Source organism: Variovorax sp. GW821-FHT09B05 (assembly GCF_059418265.1).
In genome coordinates this window covers 823,008-838,526 of record NZ_JBWKPN010000001.1, presented here as the reverse complement: position 1 = coordinate 838,526, position 15,519 = coordinate 823,008, and the positions used below count along the sequence as shown (strand labels likewise).

Here is a 15,519-nt window from a genome sequence, read left to right as displayed (position 1 = left end):
CTGCGTGCAATCGTGCACCTGCCCGTACCAGGGGCATTCCTCTGTCCGAAGCTGCGCAGACTCCTAGAGATCCAGCACCAAGGCCGGGCTGCAGGCGCGCGAGCAGCACACCATCATCGTCTTGTGGCTGGCCCGCTCGGCATCGGTCAGGATCTCGTCGCGGTGGTCCGGCACGCCCTCGAGCACGCGGACCTCGCAGGCGCCGCAGATGCCTTGCCGGCACGAGTAGTCCACGTCCACGCCGGCCTCGAGCAATGCGTCGAGGGTGCTCATGTCCGGTTTCACGAGCACGCGTCGATTGCTTTTCGCGAGCCGGACTTCGAAGCTTCCCGCATCCGCGGGCGGTGCGGCGGCACCGAAGCGTTCCATGTGCACGCGCGCCGGATCGAGATCCCGCGTCGCCTCGGCGAAGGCATCCAGCATGCCCGCGGGACCGCAGCAATAGAAATGCGCTCCGGGCTCCGCCTTTGCCACGAGCGCGGCCAGGTCGAGGCGTCCGGCGGTCTCGCTGTCGTGCAGGCAGACCCGGTCGCCCAGCTGTCGAAGCTCGCGCACGAAAGGTGCCGCCGCGGTGCCGCGCGCGGCATAGTGCAGGCGCCAGGAGCGGCCCGCACGCTCGAGCGCACGCGCCATCGGAAGCAGCGGCGTGATGCCGATGCCTCCCGCGATCAGCACGGCGGGACCCGTGTCGTCGGCCAGGGCGAAATGATTGCGCGGCGCCGAGACCCGGATCAGGTCGCCGACACGAAGACGCTCGTGCACATGGGCGGAGCCACCCTGGCCGGATGGCTCGCGCTTCACGGCCAGCACGTAGATGCCTTCGTCGCCACGCACGACGGAGTACGGGCGGGTCAGTCCATCGCGCAGGCGCACGTCGACGTGGGCGCCAGGTGATGCCGGGGGGAGTTCCAGGCCATCGACGCCGCTCAGCTCCATGCTGAGCACGTCGGGCGACTCCAGGCGCATGGCGCTCACCTGAACCCGCAGGAGCTCGTCGGCCTGCGAGGGGGTGTCGGTGGTCGTTTGCTGCATGTCCATTCGAGGCCGCATCGGATGCGGCCTCGTCATCCTTCCTCGTTACTGCTGCACGGCCAGGCCGGCTGCCTTGATCACCTTGCTGAACTTGGTGACGTCCTTCTCGAGCCACTTGCGCGCCTCGGCCGAGCCCACGAAGGTGGGCTGCACGTCGAGGTCGTTGAGCTTCTTCACGATCTCGGGGTCCTTCATCGTGGTCTGCAGCGCGGACTCGAGCTTGGCGATCACCGGCGCCGGCGTGCCCGCGGGCGCCGACAGGGTCACGAGCTGCTCGTTGTCGTCCATCTCCGCGTAGCCCTGCTCGCCCGTCGTGCCGACCTGGGGCATGGCCTTGAGCCGTTCATGGCGCTGCACCGCGATGTTGTGGATGCCGTTGCCCTCGAAGTTGCGCACGATGGTGCTGTAGGGCAGCGCGCAGGCCTGCACCTCGCCGGCCTTCAGCGCGGTGAGCGCGGGTGCCACGCCGTTGTAGGGCACGTGGATCACGTTGAGCGCGGTCCCGGTCTTCGCCTTGACCAGGCCCTTGAACATCTCGAGCTGGAGGTGGTTCAGTCCGCTCACGCCCGTCGTGCAGAAGCTCAGGCCGCCGGCCCTTTCGTGCGACAGCTTCACCAGTTCGGGCAGGGTCTTGGCCTGCACCGACGCGTTGGTCGCGAACAGCGAGGTGTAGACGGCCACGCCACCCAGCGGGGCATAGTCCTTCAGCTGGTACTCGAAGTTCGGAACGATCAGGTTCAGGAAGCCGAAGGCCGAGCCGGAGGCGATGAACAGCGTGTATCCGTCCGGCTTGGCCTGGGCGACGTAGCGCGCTCCCACGGCGCTGCCGGCGCCGGGGCGGTTCACCACCAGCACCGGCTGGCCGAGCAGGTCGCGCAGCTTCTCGGCGATGACGCGCGCCGTCGCATCGAGGCTGCCGCCGGGTGCGAAGGGCACGATGATGCTCACCGGCTGCCTGGGGTAATCGGTCTCGGCCGCCTGGCTCTGCGCGAGGCCGAGGCTGAAGAGGCCGGCCAGAACAATGGAACGGATCAGCGCTCGCGCGCCGGGTCGGGCATGGGGGGATTTCATCGTGGTCTCCTGGTGTTTGGTATGTAGGGGTGGGGCAGCAGGGCGTGGGGCCTCTTGTGCTGCCGTTGTTTGCAACCGGCTCAGGCCGAGGCGGCTGGCAGATCCTTGGGGCGCGCGGTGCCCATGAGCTCGTCGGACTCGGTGGGGTCGAGGCTTTCGGGCAGAACCGTCTGCGTGGCGCGAACGCCGTAGAGGTACGGGTGGTCCGGTCCAACGGGCCGCTGGCCGTCCACGCAGGCGCGCGCCGCCTCCATGAGCGAGCGGCGCATCGCGACCACGGCACGGTCGCTGCTCCCCAGGTGCTCGCGGGTGCGGTCCACGATGGGACCTGCCGACTCCGACACCATCGCGTCCTGCGCGCGGATGCCCGCGATGCCCGTGAAGGAGACGGTCTTCTGCTGCTGCCGATCGATCAGGTAGTCGTTGTCCAGCCGCTCGGTGGGACGCGTGGTGCCGGGAATCACCCGGCGGTGCGCATAGTCGCCGTTGCGCCAGGCCGTGAGTTCCTTCTCCTCCAGCGGACGGTCCGGCCGGAAGGTGGCGCACAGCACCCAGCAGCGCTCGTCGTTCATCGGCACCCACATGCGCACCAGCCGGGCTTCGGCGGGGTGCGGCGGAATCATCGTGTAGAACGGCAGCAGGAACTGGTTCACGCGCCAGTAGCGCTGGCTCTCGTCGACGCGACGGCCATTGCAGGCCAGGAAGCCGGAAGGCGTCGGCACGATCTTCCACAGCGGCGCCTTGTCGTTCTTGAAGAAGCGCCCCGTCAGCGCGCGGTCGTCGTCGTGGGTCTTGTCGACGAGGCTGTGCAGGAAGCCCACGTGCGCGCTGTCGAGCTCTCCCTCCATGGCCTGCGCATAGTTGCAATCCTGTTCCCAGCGCGAGACGTAGACGTGCGAGGAAGGCAGCCCGAGCCACTCGAAGTCGGGCAGCGGCGGCATCTTGTCGGGATCGCCCATGTAGACCCAGAGCACGCCGCCGGCGATGCGCGCCGGGTAGGCGCGCGCGCGCACCTTGCATCGCATGGGGCTGTCGGATGCCTCGGTCGGCATGTCGAGGCACTCGCCATCGACGCCGAATTTCCAGCCGTGGTAGACGCAGCGAACGCCGCCTTCCTCGTTGCGTCCGAAGAAGAGGCTGGCACCGCGGTGCGGGCAGTGCTGGTCGAGCACGCCGACCCGGCCTTCGGTGTCGCGGAACACCACGAGTGCTTCGCCGAGCAGTTGCAGGCGCACCGGCGCCTCGTCGGCGGCCGGCACTTCGGCCTCGGTCATGGCCGGTGTCCAGAAGCAGCGCATCAGTTGGCCCATGGGAGTGTCGGGGCCGGTGCGGGTCAGGAGGTTGTTGTTTTCTTTGCTGAGCATGGTTCGCGTGGGGGTTGTCTTGGAATGGAGGAAGTCAGTCCGCGGGATCGGCGTCGAGGCTGTCGTCGCCCATGCGCGGCAGGTTCTCGATCAGCTGGTGCAGGTCCGCGCGCAATCGCTTGACCTGGGCCGCGCTCATGCCGTGGGTCAGGCGCGTCTCGCGCTGCAGTGAGGTGCTGTAGAGCTCCTGCGAGAGCGAGCGCCCGGTTTCGGTCAGGCTGATCGTCATCTCCCGCCCATGCCGGGCGAGAACGACCAGGCCCTGCTGGCTCAGGACCTGGAGGCTTCGGCTGGCCGCCGCCTTGTCGACATCGGCGGCGGCGGCCACGAACGCGGCACTGCATTCATGCTCGACGCCTAGCGCCAGCAGCAGCCGGTATTCGGTGGTCCCGATGTCCCAGCGCTGCATGTAGTAGCTCGAAGCGCTGCGGCTCAACCGCACGGACAGGCTCGTGACCAGCCAGCCGATGAAGTCGGTGGCGAGCCCGGGCACCGGGCGTCCCACGACGGGGTCATGGCCGTCGTGTCTGCGCTCCTGCGTCCTGGCGGGAGGGCTGGCGCGCTGGGCGCGCCGAGGTGCGGAAGGCGTTTTCTTGGCCGGCATGGTGAGTTGGGAAGCTTGCGAAACGCTAATTGTTGATCTATCAACGTTGATGTGTCAACAATGGATTCGACGGGCCTCCGATGCATGCGTTGGCGCTGCTCAGTCGGCCGTGGCCCCGGTCGCCTTGATCACGGGCGCCCACTTGAGGATGTCGCCGCGGATCCGCTGGTCGTACTCCTGCGGCGAGGAGCCCACGGGGTCGAGGCCCATCGTCAGCAGGCGGTCGGCGAAGGCCTTTGCCCGCACCGATCGCGCGATGTCGGAACTGATCCTGGCGATGACGGCGGAGGGCGTGCCCGCGGGCGCGACCAGGCCGACGCTGCTGGTGGCCGAGACATCGGGAACCGTCTCCGCGACCACGGGAATGTCGGGCACGCTGGCTGGCCGCTTCGGGCTGAACAGGGCGATCGGCTTGAGCTTGCCGGCCTTGATGAGCGCCTCGCTGGCGTAGTACGTGTCCATCAGCAGGGGCACCTGGCCGCCCATCACGTCCTGCTGCGCGGGAGCGCCTCCGCGGTAGGGGACATGCACGATGTTGACGCCGGTCCTGGACTTGAGAAGCTCCATCACGAGGTGATGGGCCGTGCCGCTGCCGGGACTGGCATAGCTGAGCTTGCCGGGATCCTTGCGCGCGAGTTCGAGCACCTCCTGCAGGTTGTTGGCCGGCAGCGATGGATTGGCCACGAGGATGATGTGCTGCACGCCGATCTCCGAGATGGGCAGCAGATCCTTCAGGGTGTCGTAGGGAAGGTTCGGGCGCAGCGTGGGATTGATGGCATGAGAGGACACCACGATCCCGAGGGTGTAGCCGTCGGGCTGTGCCTTCGCCACCGTGTTGGTTGCCAGCACGGTCCCGGCCCCCGGCCTGTTGTCCGCGATGACCGGCTGTCTCCAGAGTTCGCCGAGGTGCTGGCCGACCAGCCGGCCCTGCGAGTCGGTGGATCCTCCCGGCGGAAAGGGAATGATCAGCCGGACCGGATGGTTGGGCCAGGGGTCCTGCGCGCGGGCTGCCCAGGGGCCGAACGCCAGCGGCAGCAGGAAGAGCGCGGAGCGGCTTCTGTATTTCATGGGGGTCTGTCTCCTGTGAATGTTCTGTCTCTTGCTCGGCAAGGCGCCATCCATCCAAGCATCCGGTCCCGGTCCGTCTCGGCCCGAAACCGCGCCTTGATACTTGCATTATGAAAATAAAAAACCAAGCCCGCAATCGGTGTTTGGCATCCCCGGACAGATGGGCGAGGCGGTTCAAGGCCACCGCGCGCGACCGGGTCGCTGCGCTATCCTCGGAAACCCTTGCTCAAGCAGCTCGCGCTGGCAGTCATGGCCTCAAAGAAGAAGCTTCCCCTGGAGAACTGGATCTCCTACCGTTTCGGCCTGGTGGCCTCTCGCGTCGGCGCGGTGATGGCCGCCAAGTACGTCGAACAGCACCAGCTCACGATGCCGGCCTGGCGCTCGTTGGCCGTGATCGCTCGCTATGGGCCTCTTTCGGCGGGCGAGCTGGGCGCCAAGACCTCCTCGGATCCCTATCGGGTGGTGCGTTCCATCGATCTGCTGGTCAAGCGGGGCCTGATCACGCGCGAAGCGGACCCCGCCGACCGCCGGCGCGCCAGCCTGCAACTGACCCCACAGGGCCGCTCGACCTACGACGAGATCGAGCAGGGCGCGATGACCAACGAATTCTTCCTGCGCGCGGGGCTGACCAGCCAGGAAGTGCGCAGCCTCGAGAGCATCCTGGAACGCATCGATGCGCAGGTGGCGGCGCTCGCGCAAGGCGTGCTGGCCACGAGGCAAGGCGAAGACGATTGAAGGGCCCGCGCTCGTGTCATGCGGGCACGGCGCATGGTTTCTCGCGGGCATGAGCCGACTTGCGAGGCGACATAATCATTTGCATAATGCAATTAATTGATCCCGATGACGGGGTCGAGGCAATGTCGCCAGCGTCCACTTCGCAAGCCCTCATCCATGAACGACACCGCGTCTCCTCGTCAGCAACCGATCGTGTTTCTCGGCAAGCGCCAGCAGGGCGGTGGCTATGGCAAGCAGCCCGGGCGTTCCGACGACTTCCTGACCTTGGTGGAACCGGGAACGCCGTGCGGGGAGCTGATGCGCCGCTATTGGCATCCGGTCGGGATCTCGGCCAAGGTCACGAGCGATCCGGCGAAGGTGCGGATCCTCGGGGAGGACCTGATCCTCTTTCGCGATGGCAAGGGTCGCGCGGGATTGCTGCACGAGCATTGCGCGCACCGTGGAAGCTCGCTGTACTACGGCAAGGTCGAGGACGACGGCATCCGCTGCTGCTATCACGGATGGCTGTTCGCCGTGGACGGCGCATGCGTCGAGCAGCCGTGCGAGCCCGGCGGCGGACAGCATCGCGACAAGTGCCGGCAGCCCTGGTATCCGGTGGAGGAGCGCTACGGCCTGGTGTTCGCCTACATGGGGCCGCTCGATGCGATGCCCCCGCTGCCGCGCTATGACGTCCTGGAGGAGCTGGGGCCGGACGAGGAGCTGCAGCAGGAGGACAAGAGCTTCTACATCGGCGGCGGCACGACGGCCGAGAACCCCGTGGCGCCCTACAGCTGGCTGCAGAACTTCGAGAACGTGATGGATCCCTTCCATGTCGTGATCCTGCATTCCCGCTTCAGCGGCGTGCAGTTCAGGCAGCAGATGGCCGTCATGCCGAATGTCGAGTGGGAACTGTGCGACCACGGCGTGATGTATCGATCGGTCCGCCAGACCGAGTCGGGCGTGCTCACGCGCATCACGCAAACCCTGCTGCCGAACGTGCGCATCGTTCCCTCGATCGAGCTCACGCCCGGCAAGGGCCGCGAGGTGGCGTGGCTGGTTCCCGTCGACAGCCATCACCACCGCTCGTTCGGCGTGGCCAGGGTGCCGAAGAACGAGGAACCGCTCTATGCACGCCGCTCGCGGATGGCGACGCACGAGGGCAAGACGTGGTGGGAGATGAGCGAGCAGGAGCACAAGCAGTTTCCCGACGACTATGAAGCGCAGTCCAGCCAGGGGAGCATCCCGGCCCACAGCGACGAGCACCTCGCGACGAGCGACAAGGGCGTCGTGATGCTGAGGCGGCTCCTGACCCGGCAGATCCGCGCGATCCAGGAAGGCGCCATCCCCGAGGGCACCGGGCCCGAGTCGCGGCGAGTGATCGTGCGGGCGGGCAACTACTTCGAGTGAGGTCCGATGGCGCGGACCCTGGCGTCGTCCTGAAGGATGCGGAATCGCGCGCTGGCTAGCGCGTCGCGATCAACAGCAGACCGGCCGCCGCCAGCGCCACGGTCCAGCCCAGTCGCAACGTCCGGCCCTTGAGCAGCCGCGGATGCCGCGCGATGCCGCGGCACACGCTGGTGGCGATCAGCCCGGTGGCCAGCAACATCGCCGCCGTGTGCACCGCGACCGCGGCGAGCGCCAGCGCCATCGAGCCCGATGCGGTGATGGCCCGCGCGGGATCGCCGGCGAGGCACAGCGGCACGAGCGCGGGCACCAGCATGAGCCCGGCGCCATGCGCGGTCGCCATCGCGAAGGACCAGCCCGCGAGGCCCGCATGGCCGGCTCGCAAGCCGATGGTGGATCGACCGCTGCGAAACAACCGGTAGGCCGCCGCGCCTAGAAGCAGCGCACCGGCCAGCACCTGCACCAGCGCACGGTCCAGCCACAGCCCCTGCGCGACGACCAAGGCCACGATCGCGACCGATGCGAAATGCCCGACGGCAATCGGCAGCAGCGCGCGCCGTGCCTTTCCAGCGTCACGCGCCCGCACGCCCCAGGCCGCGGCAAACATCCAGCCATTGGCCGGACTCAGCCCATGGAAGGCGCCGAGTCCCGCGACAGCCAGCCAGGGCCAGAGCGCGGTCATGGAAGGTCTCAGCCGCGCGATCCGCAGCACGCATGCGCCGCGGGCCGCGTCTCGTAGCGGTCGTGATGCCGCACCCACGCCATCGTGTGCTCGAGCCCTTCTTCGTCGCGCCCCTTGGGCACGAGGTCGATCAGCGGATAGGCGCCCATCATCACCTCCACGCCGCGGCCATAGCGCGAGTAGGTGTGGAACACCTGGCCCGCCGTGTCCTTGAAGAACACGCTGATGCCGGGCGCCTCGGTCTGCGGAAAGGGCTGCATGGCGAAGTTGTAGTAGACCGAGCCGCTCGCGAATTCCTCGGGCGTGAAGCTGACGTGGAAGTCGTGGTTGAAGTCGTTGCGCGCCGACGAGACCCATTTGAACCGCCAGCCCATGCGCTCGCGAAAGCGCTCGATCTCGGGCAGCGCATTGCGCGAGACCACGAGCAGCGTGACGTCGCGCGCGGCCAGGTGCGGGGCGGCGCCGTCGTTGTGGTCGGCCATGTACGAACAGCTCGGGCAGCCCTGTTCCCAGCCCGGCGCGAACATGAAGTGCTGCACCAGCAACTGGCTGCGGCCCTCGAACAGATCGGCCAGCGCGCGCGGGCCGTCGGGCGTGTCGAAGACGTAGTCCTTCTCGACACGCACCCAGGGCAGGGCGCGGCGTTCGCGCGCGATCTGGTCGCCCAGTCGCGTGAGTTCCTTCTCGCGTTCCAGCAGGGCGCGGCGCGCCTCGGTCCATTGCGCCCTGGAGACGACGGCGTGGTGCGCCGTGCCTGCTTCGGTGGTCGTTGCATTCATCGGATGCTCCTTGCGTGAGGTTCGGTGGATCAGTGCGCGGGCCGGCGCACCGCGCGGACCTTGCCGCTCGGGCCGCCGCCGCAGTAGAAGAGGCCGGCGCCGTCGGACTCGAGCCCGCTGACGCCGGTGCCGCGCGGCATCTCGAGCCGCTCGAGCACCTCGCCGCTGCGCGGGTCGATGCGGCGGATGTCGCTCTCCTCGGCCTCCCAGGTGCCGTGCCACAGTTCGCCGTCGACCCAGGTCACGCCGGTGACGAAGCGGTTGCACTCGATGGTGCGGCGCACGGCACCGGTCGCGGGATCGATCTCGTGGATCTTGCGGTCGCGGTACTGGCCCACCCACAGGCTGCCCTCGGCCCAGGTCAGGCCCGAGTCGCTGCCCTGGCCGGGCGCGGGGATCGAGGCCAGCACTTGGCCGGTGGCGGGATCGATCTTGTCGATGCGGGCCTCGGCGATCTGGTAGAGGTGCGTGCCGTCGAAGGCCGTGCCGGCATCGCAGGTGCGGTCCAGCGCCTTCGTGGTCTCGCCGCTGTCGGGGTCGAAGGCCACCAGCTTCTCGCCGGTGGCGGCCCAGACGCGCTGGCCGTCGTGGGTCACGCCGTGCACCTGGGTGGCGCCCGCGAAGGGCCCGTACTCGCGCACGATCTCGGCCGCCCGGGCCCTGGAACTGTCGTGGATGGTCTTGGCTGTCATGGTTGGCTCCTTGGGGGGGCACCGGACATCGGCGCCTTGGAGACAACTCTATGCAATCGCGAGCGTGGAGGGGAGTAACAAGATCGTCGTGAAACCGGCCAGCGGCGGTGCCAGCCAGCGCCGCGCGCGGGTCTGGCCGATGGCGCGCACGCGGCCCTCGGCCTCGAGCTCGGCCAGCGCGCGCTGCACGGTGCGCTGGCTGGCGTCGAGCGCGAGCGCCAGCGCCGAGGTCGACCAGGCGGCGCCGTCGGACAGCAGCGCCAGCAGCGCGGCCTGCTCGCCGGCGATCGGTGGCGCCAGCACTGAGACGGGCCGCTCGTCGTGCGGCCGCAGCACGAAGCCACGCGCGCTGGCCTCGATGCGCGCCAGCGGCTTGACCAGCGCGCGCAGCCGGCCGATCTCGACGCGCAGGCGCGCGCGGTGGGTCTCGTCGGGGTCGCGCGTGCGAAACACCTGCGCGATCAAGGCTTCGCGATCGATGTCGCCTGGCCAGGCTTCGGCCAGCGCGAGGGCGAGCGCGAACAGCACCGGCCGGCGCGCCAGCGCGCGCCACGTCGTGCCCGCGCCCACGGCGCGACGGCAGGCATCGACCACCAGCGTGCCCGAGTCGAGCAGCGCCTCGACCTCGTCAAGCCGCAGCATCCGTTCGCCGCCGGGAAAGCGTTGCCGCGCGGCGGGACGGTCGAGCGCGGCGCGCGTGTCGACCACCTCGGCCAGCAGGGCCGGCACGCCCGCATGCTCGGCGGCGATGCGCGCACGGGCCAGGGCGTCGCGCGCCGGCGCGGTGCGCAGGGAACGCAGCGCCAGCTCGGCGGTGGCGAGCTCGGCCACGGCCGCGAGCGAAGCCGGCAGGCCCTGGCCGTCTAGATGGGCCAGCGCGTCGCGCGCCTCGTCGAGCCGTCCGAGCAGCAGCGATCGCCGCGCCGCGATCAGCCAGGCCTGCAGCGCGTTGGCGGGATCGGCATGCGCCTCGAGCGTGGCGGCGGCCGCCAGCAGCGCGCGCGGCGAGCCGCCGAGGTCGCGCATCGCCAGCGCCACCTCGGCCTCGGCGACCACGCAGCGCGCGCGTGCCAGCGCCTCGTGCGCGCCGAAGCCGCGCGCGGCGCGGCGCAGCAGTTCGCGGGCGCGCGCATGGTCGCCGAGCTGGGCCATGGCGATACCGCGCAGCGCCAGCGCCGGCGGATCGTCGCGCAGCGCGACCCGCTTGAGCGCGCCGAGCGCATCGCCCGCGGCCAGCGCGCGCGCGGCGGCGGCGATCAGGGAGTCCATCGAAGCGGCGCCGCTATTCGATCCAGGTCCGCGCGCCCACGCCCTGGTACTGGCGTCGGTAGGCCGAGGGCGTGGTGCCCACCACCTGCCGGAACCGGCGCGCGAAGTGGGCCGGCTCGGCGAAGCCCGTGCTCTCGCCGATCTCGGCCGCCGAGGCCGAGGTGAAGACCAGCAGCGTCTTGGCGCGGTCGATGCGCCGCTCGGTCACGATCTCGAGGAAGGTCTTGCCGGTCTCGCTCTTGAGCAGGTGCGCCAGGTGGGTGGCCGACACGTGGCTGGCCTGCGCCGCGTCGCCCAGGGTCAGTTCCTGCGCCAGGTTCTGCGTGATGTAGCGGATGCAGCGCAGCACCGCCTGCTTGTACGACTGCAGCACCATGCCCTGGGCCTCGCAATGGCGGAAGTCATCGCCGTAGCGCCGCCACACCATGCCGATCAGGTTCAGCAGGTGGCCTCGGATCAGCAGGTGGCTGGCCGTGTCCTCGCCCGAGGGCCGCTGCGCCTCCTGCGTCATGCGCTCGCACAGCGCCTGCAGCGCTTCAGTCTCGGCCGCGTCGAAGCGGAAGTCCAGGCAGTGCTGGAAGCGGAACGGCGCGAGCTCGGGCGCGCGCGCCAGCGGCACCTCCGACAGCTCGAACACGTCGAGGTCGAGCGAGGGCAGCAGGTAGTCCTTGCTGATGTTGATGATGTGGAACACGCCGTCGGCCGCGTTCGGGATGTAGTGGACCAGGAAGGGCAGCACGAAGCTCACCGTGCCCGGCCCGATGGGGCGCTGGCCGCCGCCGATGTAGTGCGTGGTCTCGCCGCGCGTGTTGACGTAGATCTGGAAGTACTCGTGCCGGTGCGGCACCGGGTTCGGCAGGATGTTGGTCTGGTCGTGGATGCCGAAGTAGGCGCGCTGCGCCCGCGTGGCCATGGTGTAGTTGCTGATGGCGGCGCGCGCGGCGCGGGCGGGGCCAGGGTGCGGCGGAAGCGGGTCGATGAGGGAGGGCGCTGGTTGCATGGCGGGCCTGGCACGAGGAATCGCAAGGATTGCATATCTTTGCGCAAGCCTGTGCGTTGAGGCCGAAGGGCCTCGTTCCTAGACTCTAGCCACTCCTTCCACAACCTTCCAGAGAGACAACCGCAATGTCCCCCAGTCCCGCGCCCGGCGCCGCCGATGCCCTCCAGGTCGCCCCCATCTCCATCGACATCGTCGGCAGCGATCGGCAGTTCCCCGTGCGCCGCGTCTACTGCGTGGGCCGCAACTACCTGGCCCACATCCGCGAGATGAAGGAGGGCGACGAGCGCGATCCGCCGTTCTTCTTCCAGAAGCCGGCCGATGCCGTGGTGACCGACGGCCGCGTGCCCTATCCGACGCTGACCGAGGACTTCCAGTTCGAGTTCGAGCTGGTGGTGGCGATCGGCAGCGAGGCCTCGGACGTCTCGCCCGACACCGCGCTCGACCATGTGTTCGGTTACGCGGCCGGCCTCGACATGACGCGCCGCGACCGCCAGCGCGAGTGCAACAAGCGCGGCCTGCCGTGGGAGCAGGGCAAGTCCTTCGACCATTCGGCGCCCTGCGGCCCGATCCATCCGGTGGCGCGCGTCGGCCACATCCGCTCGGGCGCGCTGAACCTCGCGGTCAACGGCAGCGTGCGGCAGGATTCGGTGCTCGAGAAGATGATCTGGAACGTGCACGAGATCGTCAGCGAGCTCTCGAAGCAGTACCGCCTGCTGCCCGGCGACCTGATCTTCACCGGCACGCCCGAGGGCGTGGGCCCGGTGCAGCGCGGCGATCGGCTCACGGGCCGCATCGAGGGCCTCGCGCCGCTGCAGGTCGAGATCGTCTGAACGCACAAGGCCAAGGAGACACCGCATGAAACCGCTCGAACGCATCGCCTACTCGGCCATCGCCGACCGTCCCGCCCGCCGGCTGCCCGGCGGCAAGCGGCTCGCCGTCTGGGTCATCGTCAACGTCGAGGAATGGAACATCGACGAGACCATGCCGCGCACCGTGCTCACGCCGCCGGCCGGCGGCTCGCCCATGCCCGACATCCCGAACTGGGCCTGGCACGAGTACGGCAACCGCGTCGGCTTCTGGCGCATGCTCGAGGCGATCGACGCGCTCGGCATTCCCGCCACGCTCGCCATCAACGGCTCGGCCATCGGGGCCTACGAGCCGATCGCCCGCGCGGCGAAGGCGCGCGATTGGGAATTCATCGGCCACGGCTTCGGCCAGCGCAACATGCAGAAGGTGCCCGACGAGGCCGAGGACATCGCCAGGACCACCGAGGCGATCCGCGCCTACACCGGCAAGCGCCCGCGCGGCTGGCTCGGCCCGGGCCTCACCGAGACCTGGCACACGCCCGACATCCTGGCCGAGCAGGGCTACGAGTACGTCTGCGACTGGGTGCTCGACGACCAGCCGGTGGAGCTGAAGACGCGCAACGGCGGCCACATCGTCAACGTGCCCTACACGCAGGAATGCAACGACGTGGCGATGATGCTGATCCAGCACCACAAGGCCAGCGAGTACCGCGACCGCGCCATCGACCAGTTCGAGCAGCTGTACGCCGACGCCAGGGACTCGGCGCGCGTGATGGCGCTGGTGGTGCATCCGTACATCATGGGCGCGCCGCACCGGCTGCGCTACTTCCGCGAGGCGCTGGCGCACATCCGCGAGCGCGAGGACGTCGGCTTCTTCACCGGCGAGCAGATCCTCGACTGGCATCTCGCGACGCGCGACGCCGCTTGAGACCCGCCCCGGCGCGCGCCGCCGGGGCTGCCTTTTCCCCAGAACAAGAGTCTCGCCCCGGCGAGAAGGAGACAGATCGTGCATTCCACCACCTCGGCCCTGCCGCTGGCCGGCGACGCGCGCCGCGAGGCGCCCATCAGCGGCCTAGAGATCGCCATGTTCCTGGTGCTGCTCGCGTCCTACGCGCTCAATGCGATGGACCGGCAGATCTTTCCGCTGATCGCGGCCGACGTGCGCCGCGAGTTCGGCTTCGGGCTGGCCGACACCGGCCTGCTGTCGACCATCTTCACGCTCGGCATGGCGGTGGCCGGCGTGCCCACCGGCTACCTGCTGGCGCGGCTGTCGCGCAAGACCGTGCTGCAGATCGGCATCGCCATCTTCTCGCTGGGCACGCTGCTCACGGCCTACTCGCACGGCTTCGCCGACATGATCGCCTACCGTGCGGCCACCGGCATCGGCGAGGCGATGCAGCTCACGGTGGTGATCGCCATCGCGGCCAGCCATTTCGCGCGCTACCGCGCCACGGCCGTGGGCGCGATCAACTTCTCGTTCGGCATCGGCGCGATCGTCGGGCCGCTGCTAGGCGGCCACCTGATCGGCGCCGAGCGCGACTGGCGGCTGCCGCTGGTGGTGTTCGGCGTGGCGGGCTTCGCGGCCATGGCGCTGATCGCGCTCACGGTGGGCCGGCGCATGACCGAGAACGTGGCCGCGACCGACACGCGCGCCGACCAGCGCGGCGCCGAGCGCATGTGGAACCGCAACACCGTGCTGCTGACCGCGATGAGCGTGATCGGCGGCCTGTGCATCTACGGCTACCTCGGCATGTACCCGACCTTCCTGCGCGAGCACCTGCACTACACGCCGGCCGACACCGGCCGCGTCATGAGCATCTTCGGCTTCGGCGTGTTCGCCTCCATCTTCGGCGGCTGGCTCGGTGACCGCTTCCATCCCAAGCTGGTGCTGTCGCTGAGCTTCGTCGGCACCGGGTTGCTGGGTTTCCTGCTGTTCTCCGGGCCCACCGGCATGTGGGTGCAGTCCGCGCTGTCCTTCGCCTGGGGCCTGGTGGTCAGCGGCGTGCTCTACGTGAACCTGGCCGGCTACCACATCAAGGCAGTGCGGGCCGCGCTCACCAACCGCGCCACTGGCGTGTTCGTCACCACGCTCTACGGCGCGGGCGCCTTCGCGGGCTACATCATCGGCGCCATCGCCGCGCGCCTGGGCTGGGGCTCGGCCGGGTTGCTGCAGATCACGCTGCTGGCGGCCGTGGGCGTGGTGCTGACGGCGCTGCTGCGCACCGACCGCATGTCGCTGCCGGCGCGCAAGCCGTGACCACGGCCTTCGAATGGGCGCTGCTCGGCGGCGCCGCGGCGCTGGCCGGCGCGCTCAACGCGGTGGCGGGCGGCGGCAGCTTCCTCACCCTGCCGGCACTGGCGCTGGTCGGCGTGCCGCTGGTGTCGGCCAATGCCACCGGCACCGCCGCGCTGCTGCCGGGCTACCTGGCCGGGGCCTGGGCGCTGCGGCGCGAGCTCGCGGGGCCGATGTCGCCCTCGCTGCTTCGGCTGGGCGTGCTCTCGGTGCTCGGTGGCGCGGCCGGTGCGGCGCTGTTGCTGTCGACCTCGAACCAGGCCTTCGGCCGCATCGTGCCCTGGCTGCTGCTGGCCGCGACGCTGCTGTTCGCGATCGGGCCTGCGCTGGTGCGCCGCCGTGCCGCTACCGCCGCGCCGGGGCGTGCCTGGCTCGCCGACCTGGGCATCGTGGCGGTCGCGGTCTACGGCGGCTACTTCAACGGCGGCCTCGGCATCCTGCTGCTCGCGGTGCTCGGCGCGCTCGGGCATGCGGACATGGGCCGCATGAACGGCATCAAGAACTTCGTCTCGGCCATCCTCACGCTGATGGCGGTCGCGATCTACGCGGCCAGCGGCGCGATCGTCTGGACCCATGCGCTGTGGATGGCGCTCGGCGCCACGGCCGGCGGCTATGCGGGCGGCACGGCCGCACGGCGGCTGCGGCCGGAGCTGGTGCGTGGGTTCGTGGTGCTGACGGGGCTTGCGATGACGGGGGCCTTCTTTCTCAACGCGCGCTGAGGCGCGCGATCCTTTTCCTCAC

At 69.6% G+C, this 15,519-nt stretch carries 16 protein-coding genes; 6 read left to right on the top strand and 10 right to left on the bottom strand.

Going from position 1 to position 15,519, the window contains the following annotated elements; translation table 11 throughout:
• Positions 1-63 precede the first annotated feature (63 nt).
• The 5 genes from AC07RM_RS03540 to AC07RM_RS03520 all read right to left on the bottom strand — a co-directional run bounded on the left by AC07RM_RS03540 (position 64) and on the right by AC07RM_RS03520 (position 5,139).
• Positions 64-1,032, bottom strand: a complete 969-nt coding sequence (locus tag AC07RM_RS03540) for a PDR/VanB family oxidoreductase (protein ID WP_495333032.1) — start codon at positions 1,030-1,032, stop codon at positions 64-66.
• Between the two features lie 45 nt (positions 1,033-1,077).
• Positions 1,078-2,103: a Bug family tripartite tricarboxylate transporter substrate binding protein gene (locus AC07RM_RS03535; protein ID WP_495333030.1), complete on the bottom strand. Its 1,026-nt coding sequence runs from the start codon at positions 2,101-2,103 to the stop codon at positions 1,078-1,080.
• A gap of 80 nt (positions 2,104-2,183) precedes the next feature.
• On the bottom strand, positions 2,184-3,467 hold the full coding sequence (locus AC07RM_RS03530) for a Rieske 2Fe-2S domain-containing protein (RefSeq protein ID WP_495333028.1): 1,284 nt from the start codon (positions 3,465-3,467) through the stop codon (positions 2,184-2,186).
• Positions 3,468-3,501: 34 nt separating this feature from the next.
• Positions 3,502-4,071, bottom strand: coding sequence for a MarR family transcriptional regulator (locus AC07RM_RS03525; protein ID WP_172705342.1), 570 nt, complete (start codon positions 4,069-4,071; stop codon positions 3,502-3,504).
• Between the two features lie 99 nt (positions 4,072-4,170).
• Positions 4,171-5,139 carry a Bug family tripartite tricarboxylate transporter substrate binding protein gene (locus AC07RM_RS03520; protein WP_495333026.1) on the bottom strand — a complete coding sequence of 323 codons (969 nt, stop codon included), beginning with the start codon at positions 5,137-5,139 and terminating at the stop codon, positions 4,171-4,173.
• Between the two features lie 222 nt (positions 5,140-5,361).
• Between AC07RM_RS03520 and AC07RM_RS03515 the strand changes: the two genes are divergently transcribed.
• Both AC07RM_RS03515 and AC07RM_RS03510 read left to right on the top strand, forming a co-directional pair.
• Complete coding sequence (locus AC07RM_RS03515) at positions 5,362-5,874, top strand: MarR family winged helix-turn-helix transcriptional regulator (RefSeq protein WP_208513398.1); 513 nt, start codon at positions 5,362-5,364, stop codon at positions 5,872-5,874.
• A 156-nt stretch (positions 5,875-6,030) separates the two neighbouring features.
• The gene (locus tag AC07RM_RS03510; RefSeq protein WP_495333024.1) at positions 6,031-7,260 is read left to right on the top strand and encodes a Rieske 2Fe-2S domain-containing protein; all 1,230 of its coding nucleotides are present in this window, start codon (positions 6,031-6,033) and stop codon (positions 7,258-7,260) included.
• A gap of 55 nt (positions 7,261-7,315) precedes the next feature.
• On the opposite strand, the gene AC07RM_RS03505 is transcribed toward AC07RM_RS03510, so the two are convergent.
• Genes AC07RM_RS03505 through AC07RM_RS03485 form a run of 5 tightly spaced genes read right to left on the bottom strand, consistent with a single transcriptional unit; the run spans position 7,316 to position 11,679 of the window.
• A complete protein-coding gene (locus AC07RM_RS03505; protein WP_495333022.1) occupies positions 7,316-7,939 on the bottom strand; it encodes a hypothetical protein in 624 nt (207 codons plus the stop codon).
• Positions 7,940-7,947: 8 nt separating this feature from the next.
• Positions 7,948-8,718: a DUF899 domain-containing protein gene (locus AC07RM_RS03500; RefSeq protein ID WP_495333020.1), complete on the bottom strand. Its 771-nt coding sequence runs from the start codon at positions 8,716-8,718 to the stop codon at positions 7,948-7,950.
• A 29-nt stretch (positions 8,719-8,747) separates the two neighbouring features.
• Positions 8,748-9,410 carry a Vgb family protein gene (locus tag AC07RM_RS03495; RefSeq protein WP_431514410.1) on the bottom strand — a complete coding sequence of 221 codons (663 nt, stop codon included), beginning with the start codon at positions 9,408-9,410 and terminating at the stop codon, positions 8,748-8,750.
• A gap of 48 nt (positions 9,411-9,458) precedes the next feature.
• Positions 9,459-10,679 carry a helix-turn-helix domain-containing protein gene (locus AC07RM_RS03490; protein ID WP_495333018.1) on the bottom strand — a complete coding sequence of 407 codons (1,221 nt, stop codon included), beginning with the start codon at positions 10,677-10,679 and terminating at the stop codon, positions 9,459-9,461.
• A 13-nt stretch (positions 10,680-10,692) separates the two neighbouring features.
• Positions 10,693-11,679: an AraC family transcriptional regulator gene (locus AC07RM_RS03485; protein ID WP_495333016.1), complete on the bottom strand. Its 987-nt coding sequence runs from the start codon at positions 11,677-11,679 to the stop codon at positions 10,693-10,695.
• Between the two features lie 125 nt (positions 11,680-11,804).
• Between AC07RM_RS03485 and AC07RM_RS03480 the strand changes: the two genes are divergently transcribed.
• The 4 genes from AC07RM_RS03480 (at position 11,805) to AC07RM_RS03465 (ending at position 15,497) form a co-directional block, all read left to right on the top strand.
• The gene (locus AC07RM_RS03480) at positions 11,805-12,509 is read left to right on the top strand and encodes a fumarylacetoacetate hydrolase family protein (protein WP_495333014.1); all 705 of its coding nucleotides are present in this window, start codon (positions 11,805-11,807) and stop codon (positions 12,507-12,509) included.
• A gap of 25 nt (positions 12,510-12,534) precedes the next feature.
• Positions 12,535-13,413: a polysaccharide deacetylase family protein gene (locus tag AC07RM_RS03475; RefSeq protein WP_422098847.1), complete on the top strand. Its 879-nt coding sequence runs from the start codon at positions 12,535-12,537 to the stop codon at positions 13,411-13,413.
• A 78-nt stretch (positions 13,414-13,491) separates the two neighbouring features.
• Complete coding sequence (locus AC07RM_RS03470) at positions 13,492-14,742, top strand: MFS transporter (protein ID WP_495333011.1); 1,251 nt, start codon at positions 13,492-13,494, stop codon at positions 14,740-14,742.
• Positions 14,739-15,497, top strand: coding sequence for a sulfite exporter TauE/SafE family protein (locus AC07RM_RS03465; RefSeq protein WP_495333009.1), 759 nt, complete (start codon positions 14,739-14,741; stop codon positions 15,495-15,497). The genes AC07RM_RS03470 and AC07RM_RS03465 overlap by 4 nt, the downstream gene beginning before the upstream one ends.
• Positions 15,498-15,519 lie beyond the last annotated feature (22 nt).

Bases quoted from the DNA above. Each gene is read 5' to 3' on its own strand.
- AC07RM_RS03530 (WP_495333028.1), bottom strand. From the start codon at position 3,467: ATGCTCAGCAAAGAAAACAACAACCTCCTGACCCGCACCGGCCCCGAC.
- AC07RM_RS03525 (WP_172705342.1), bottom strand. From the start codon at position 4,071: ATGCCGGCCAAGAAAACGCCTTCCGCACCTCGGCGCGCCCAGCGCGCC.
- AC07RM_RS03510 (WP_495333024.1), top strand. From the start codon at position 6,031: ATGAACGACACCGCGTCTCCTCGTCAGCAACCGATCGTGTTTCTCGGC.
- AC07RM_RS03475 (WP_422098847.1), top strand. From the start codon at position 12,535: ATGAAACCGCTCGAACGCATCGCCTACTCGGCCATCGCCGACCGTCCC.
- AC07RM_RS03540 (WP_495333032.1), bottom strand. From the start codon at position 1,032: ATGCAGCAAACGACCACCGACACCCCCTCGCAGGCCGACGAGCTCCTG.
- AC07RM_RS03480 (WP_495333014.1), top strand. From the start codon at position 11,805: ATGTCCCCCAGTCCCGCGCCCGGCGCCGCCGATGCCCTCCAGGTCGCC.
- AC07RM_RS03520 (WP_495333026.1), bottom strand. From the start codon at position 5,139: ATGAAATACAGAAGCCGCTCCGCGCTCTTCCTGCTGCCGCTGGCGTTC.
- AC07RM_RS03490 (WP_495333018.1), bottom strand. From the start codon at position 10,679: ATGGACTCCCTGATCGCCGCCGCCGCGCGCGCGCTGGCCGCGGGCGAT.
- AC07RM_RS03495 (WP_431514410.1), bottom strand. From the start codon at position 9,410: ATGACAGCCAAGACCATCCACGACAGTTCCAGGGCCCGGGCGGCCGAG.
- AC07RM_RS03535 (WP_495333030.1), bottom strand. From the start codon at position 2,103: ATGAAATCCCCCCATGCCCGACCCGGCGCGCGAGCGCTGATCCGTTCC.
- AC07RM_RS03500 (WP_495333020.1), bottom strand. From the start codon at position 8,718: ATGAATGCAACGACCACCGAAGCAGGCACGGCGCACCACGCCGTCGTC.
- AC07RM_RS03505 (WP_495333022.1), bottom strand. From the start codon at position 7,939: ATGACCGCGCTCTGGCCCTGGCTGGCTGTCGCGGGACTCGGCGCCTTC.
- AC07RM_RS03485 (WP_495333016.1), bottom strand. From the start codon at position 11,679: ATGCAACCAGCGCCCTCCCTCATCGACCCGCTTCCGCCGCACCCTGGC.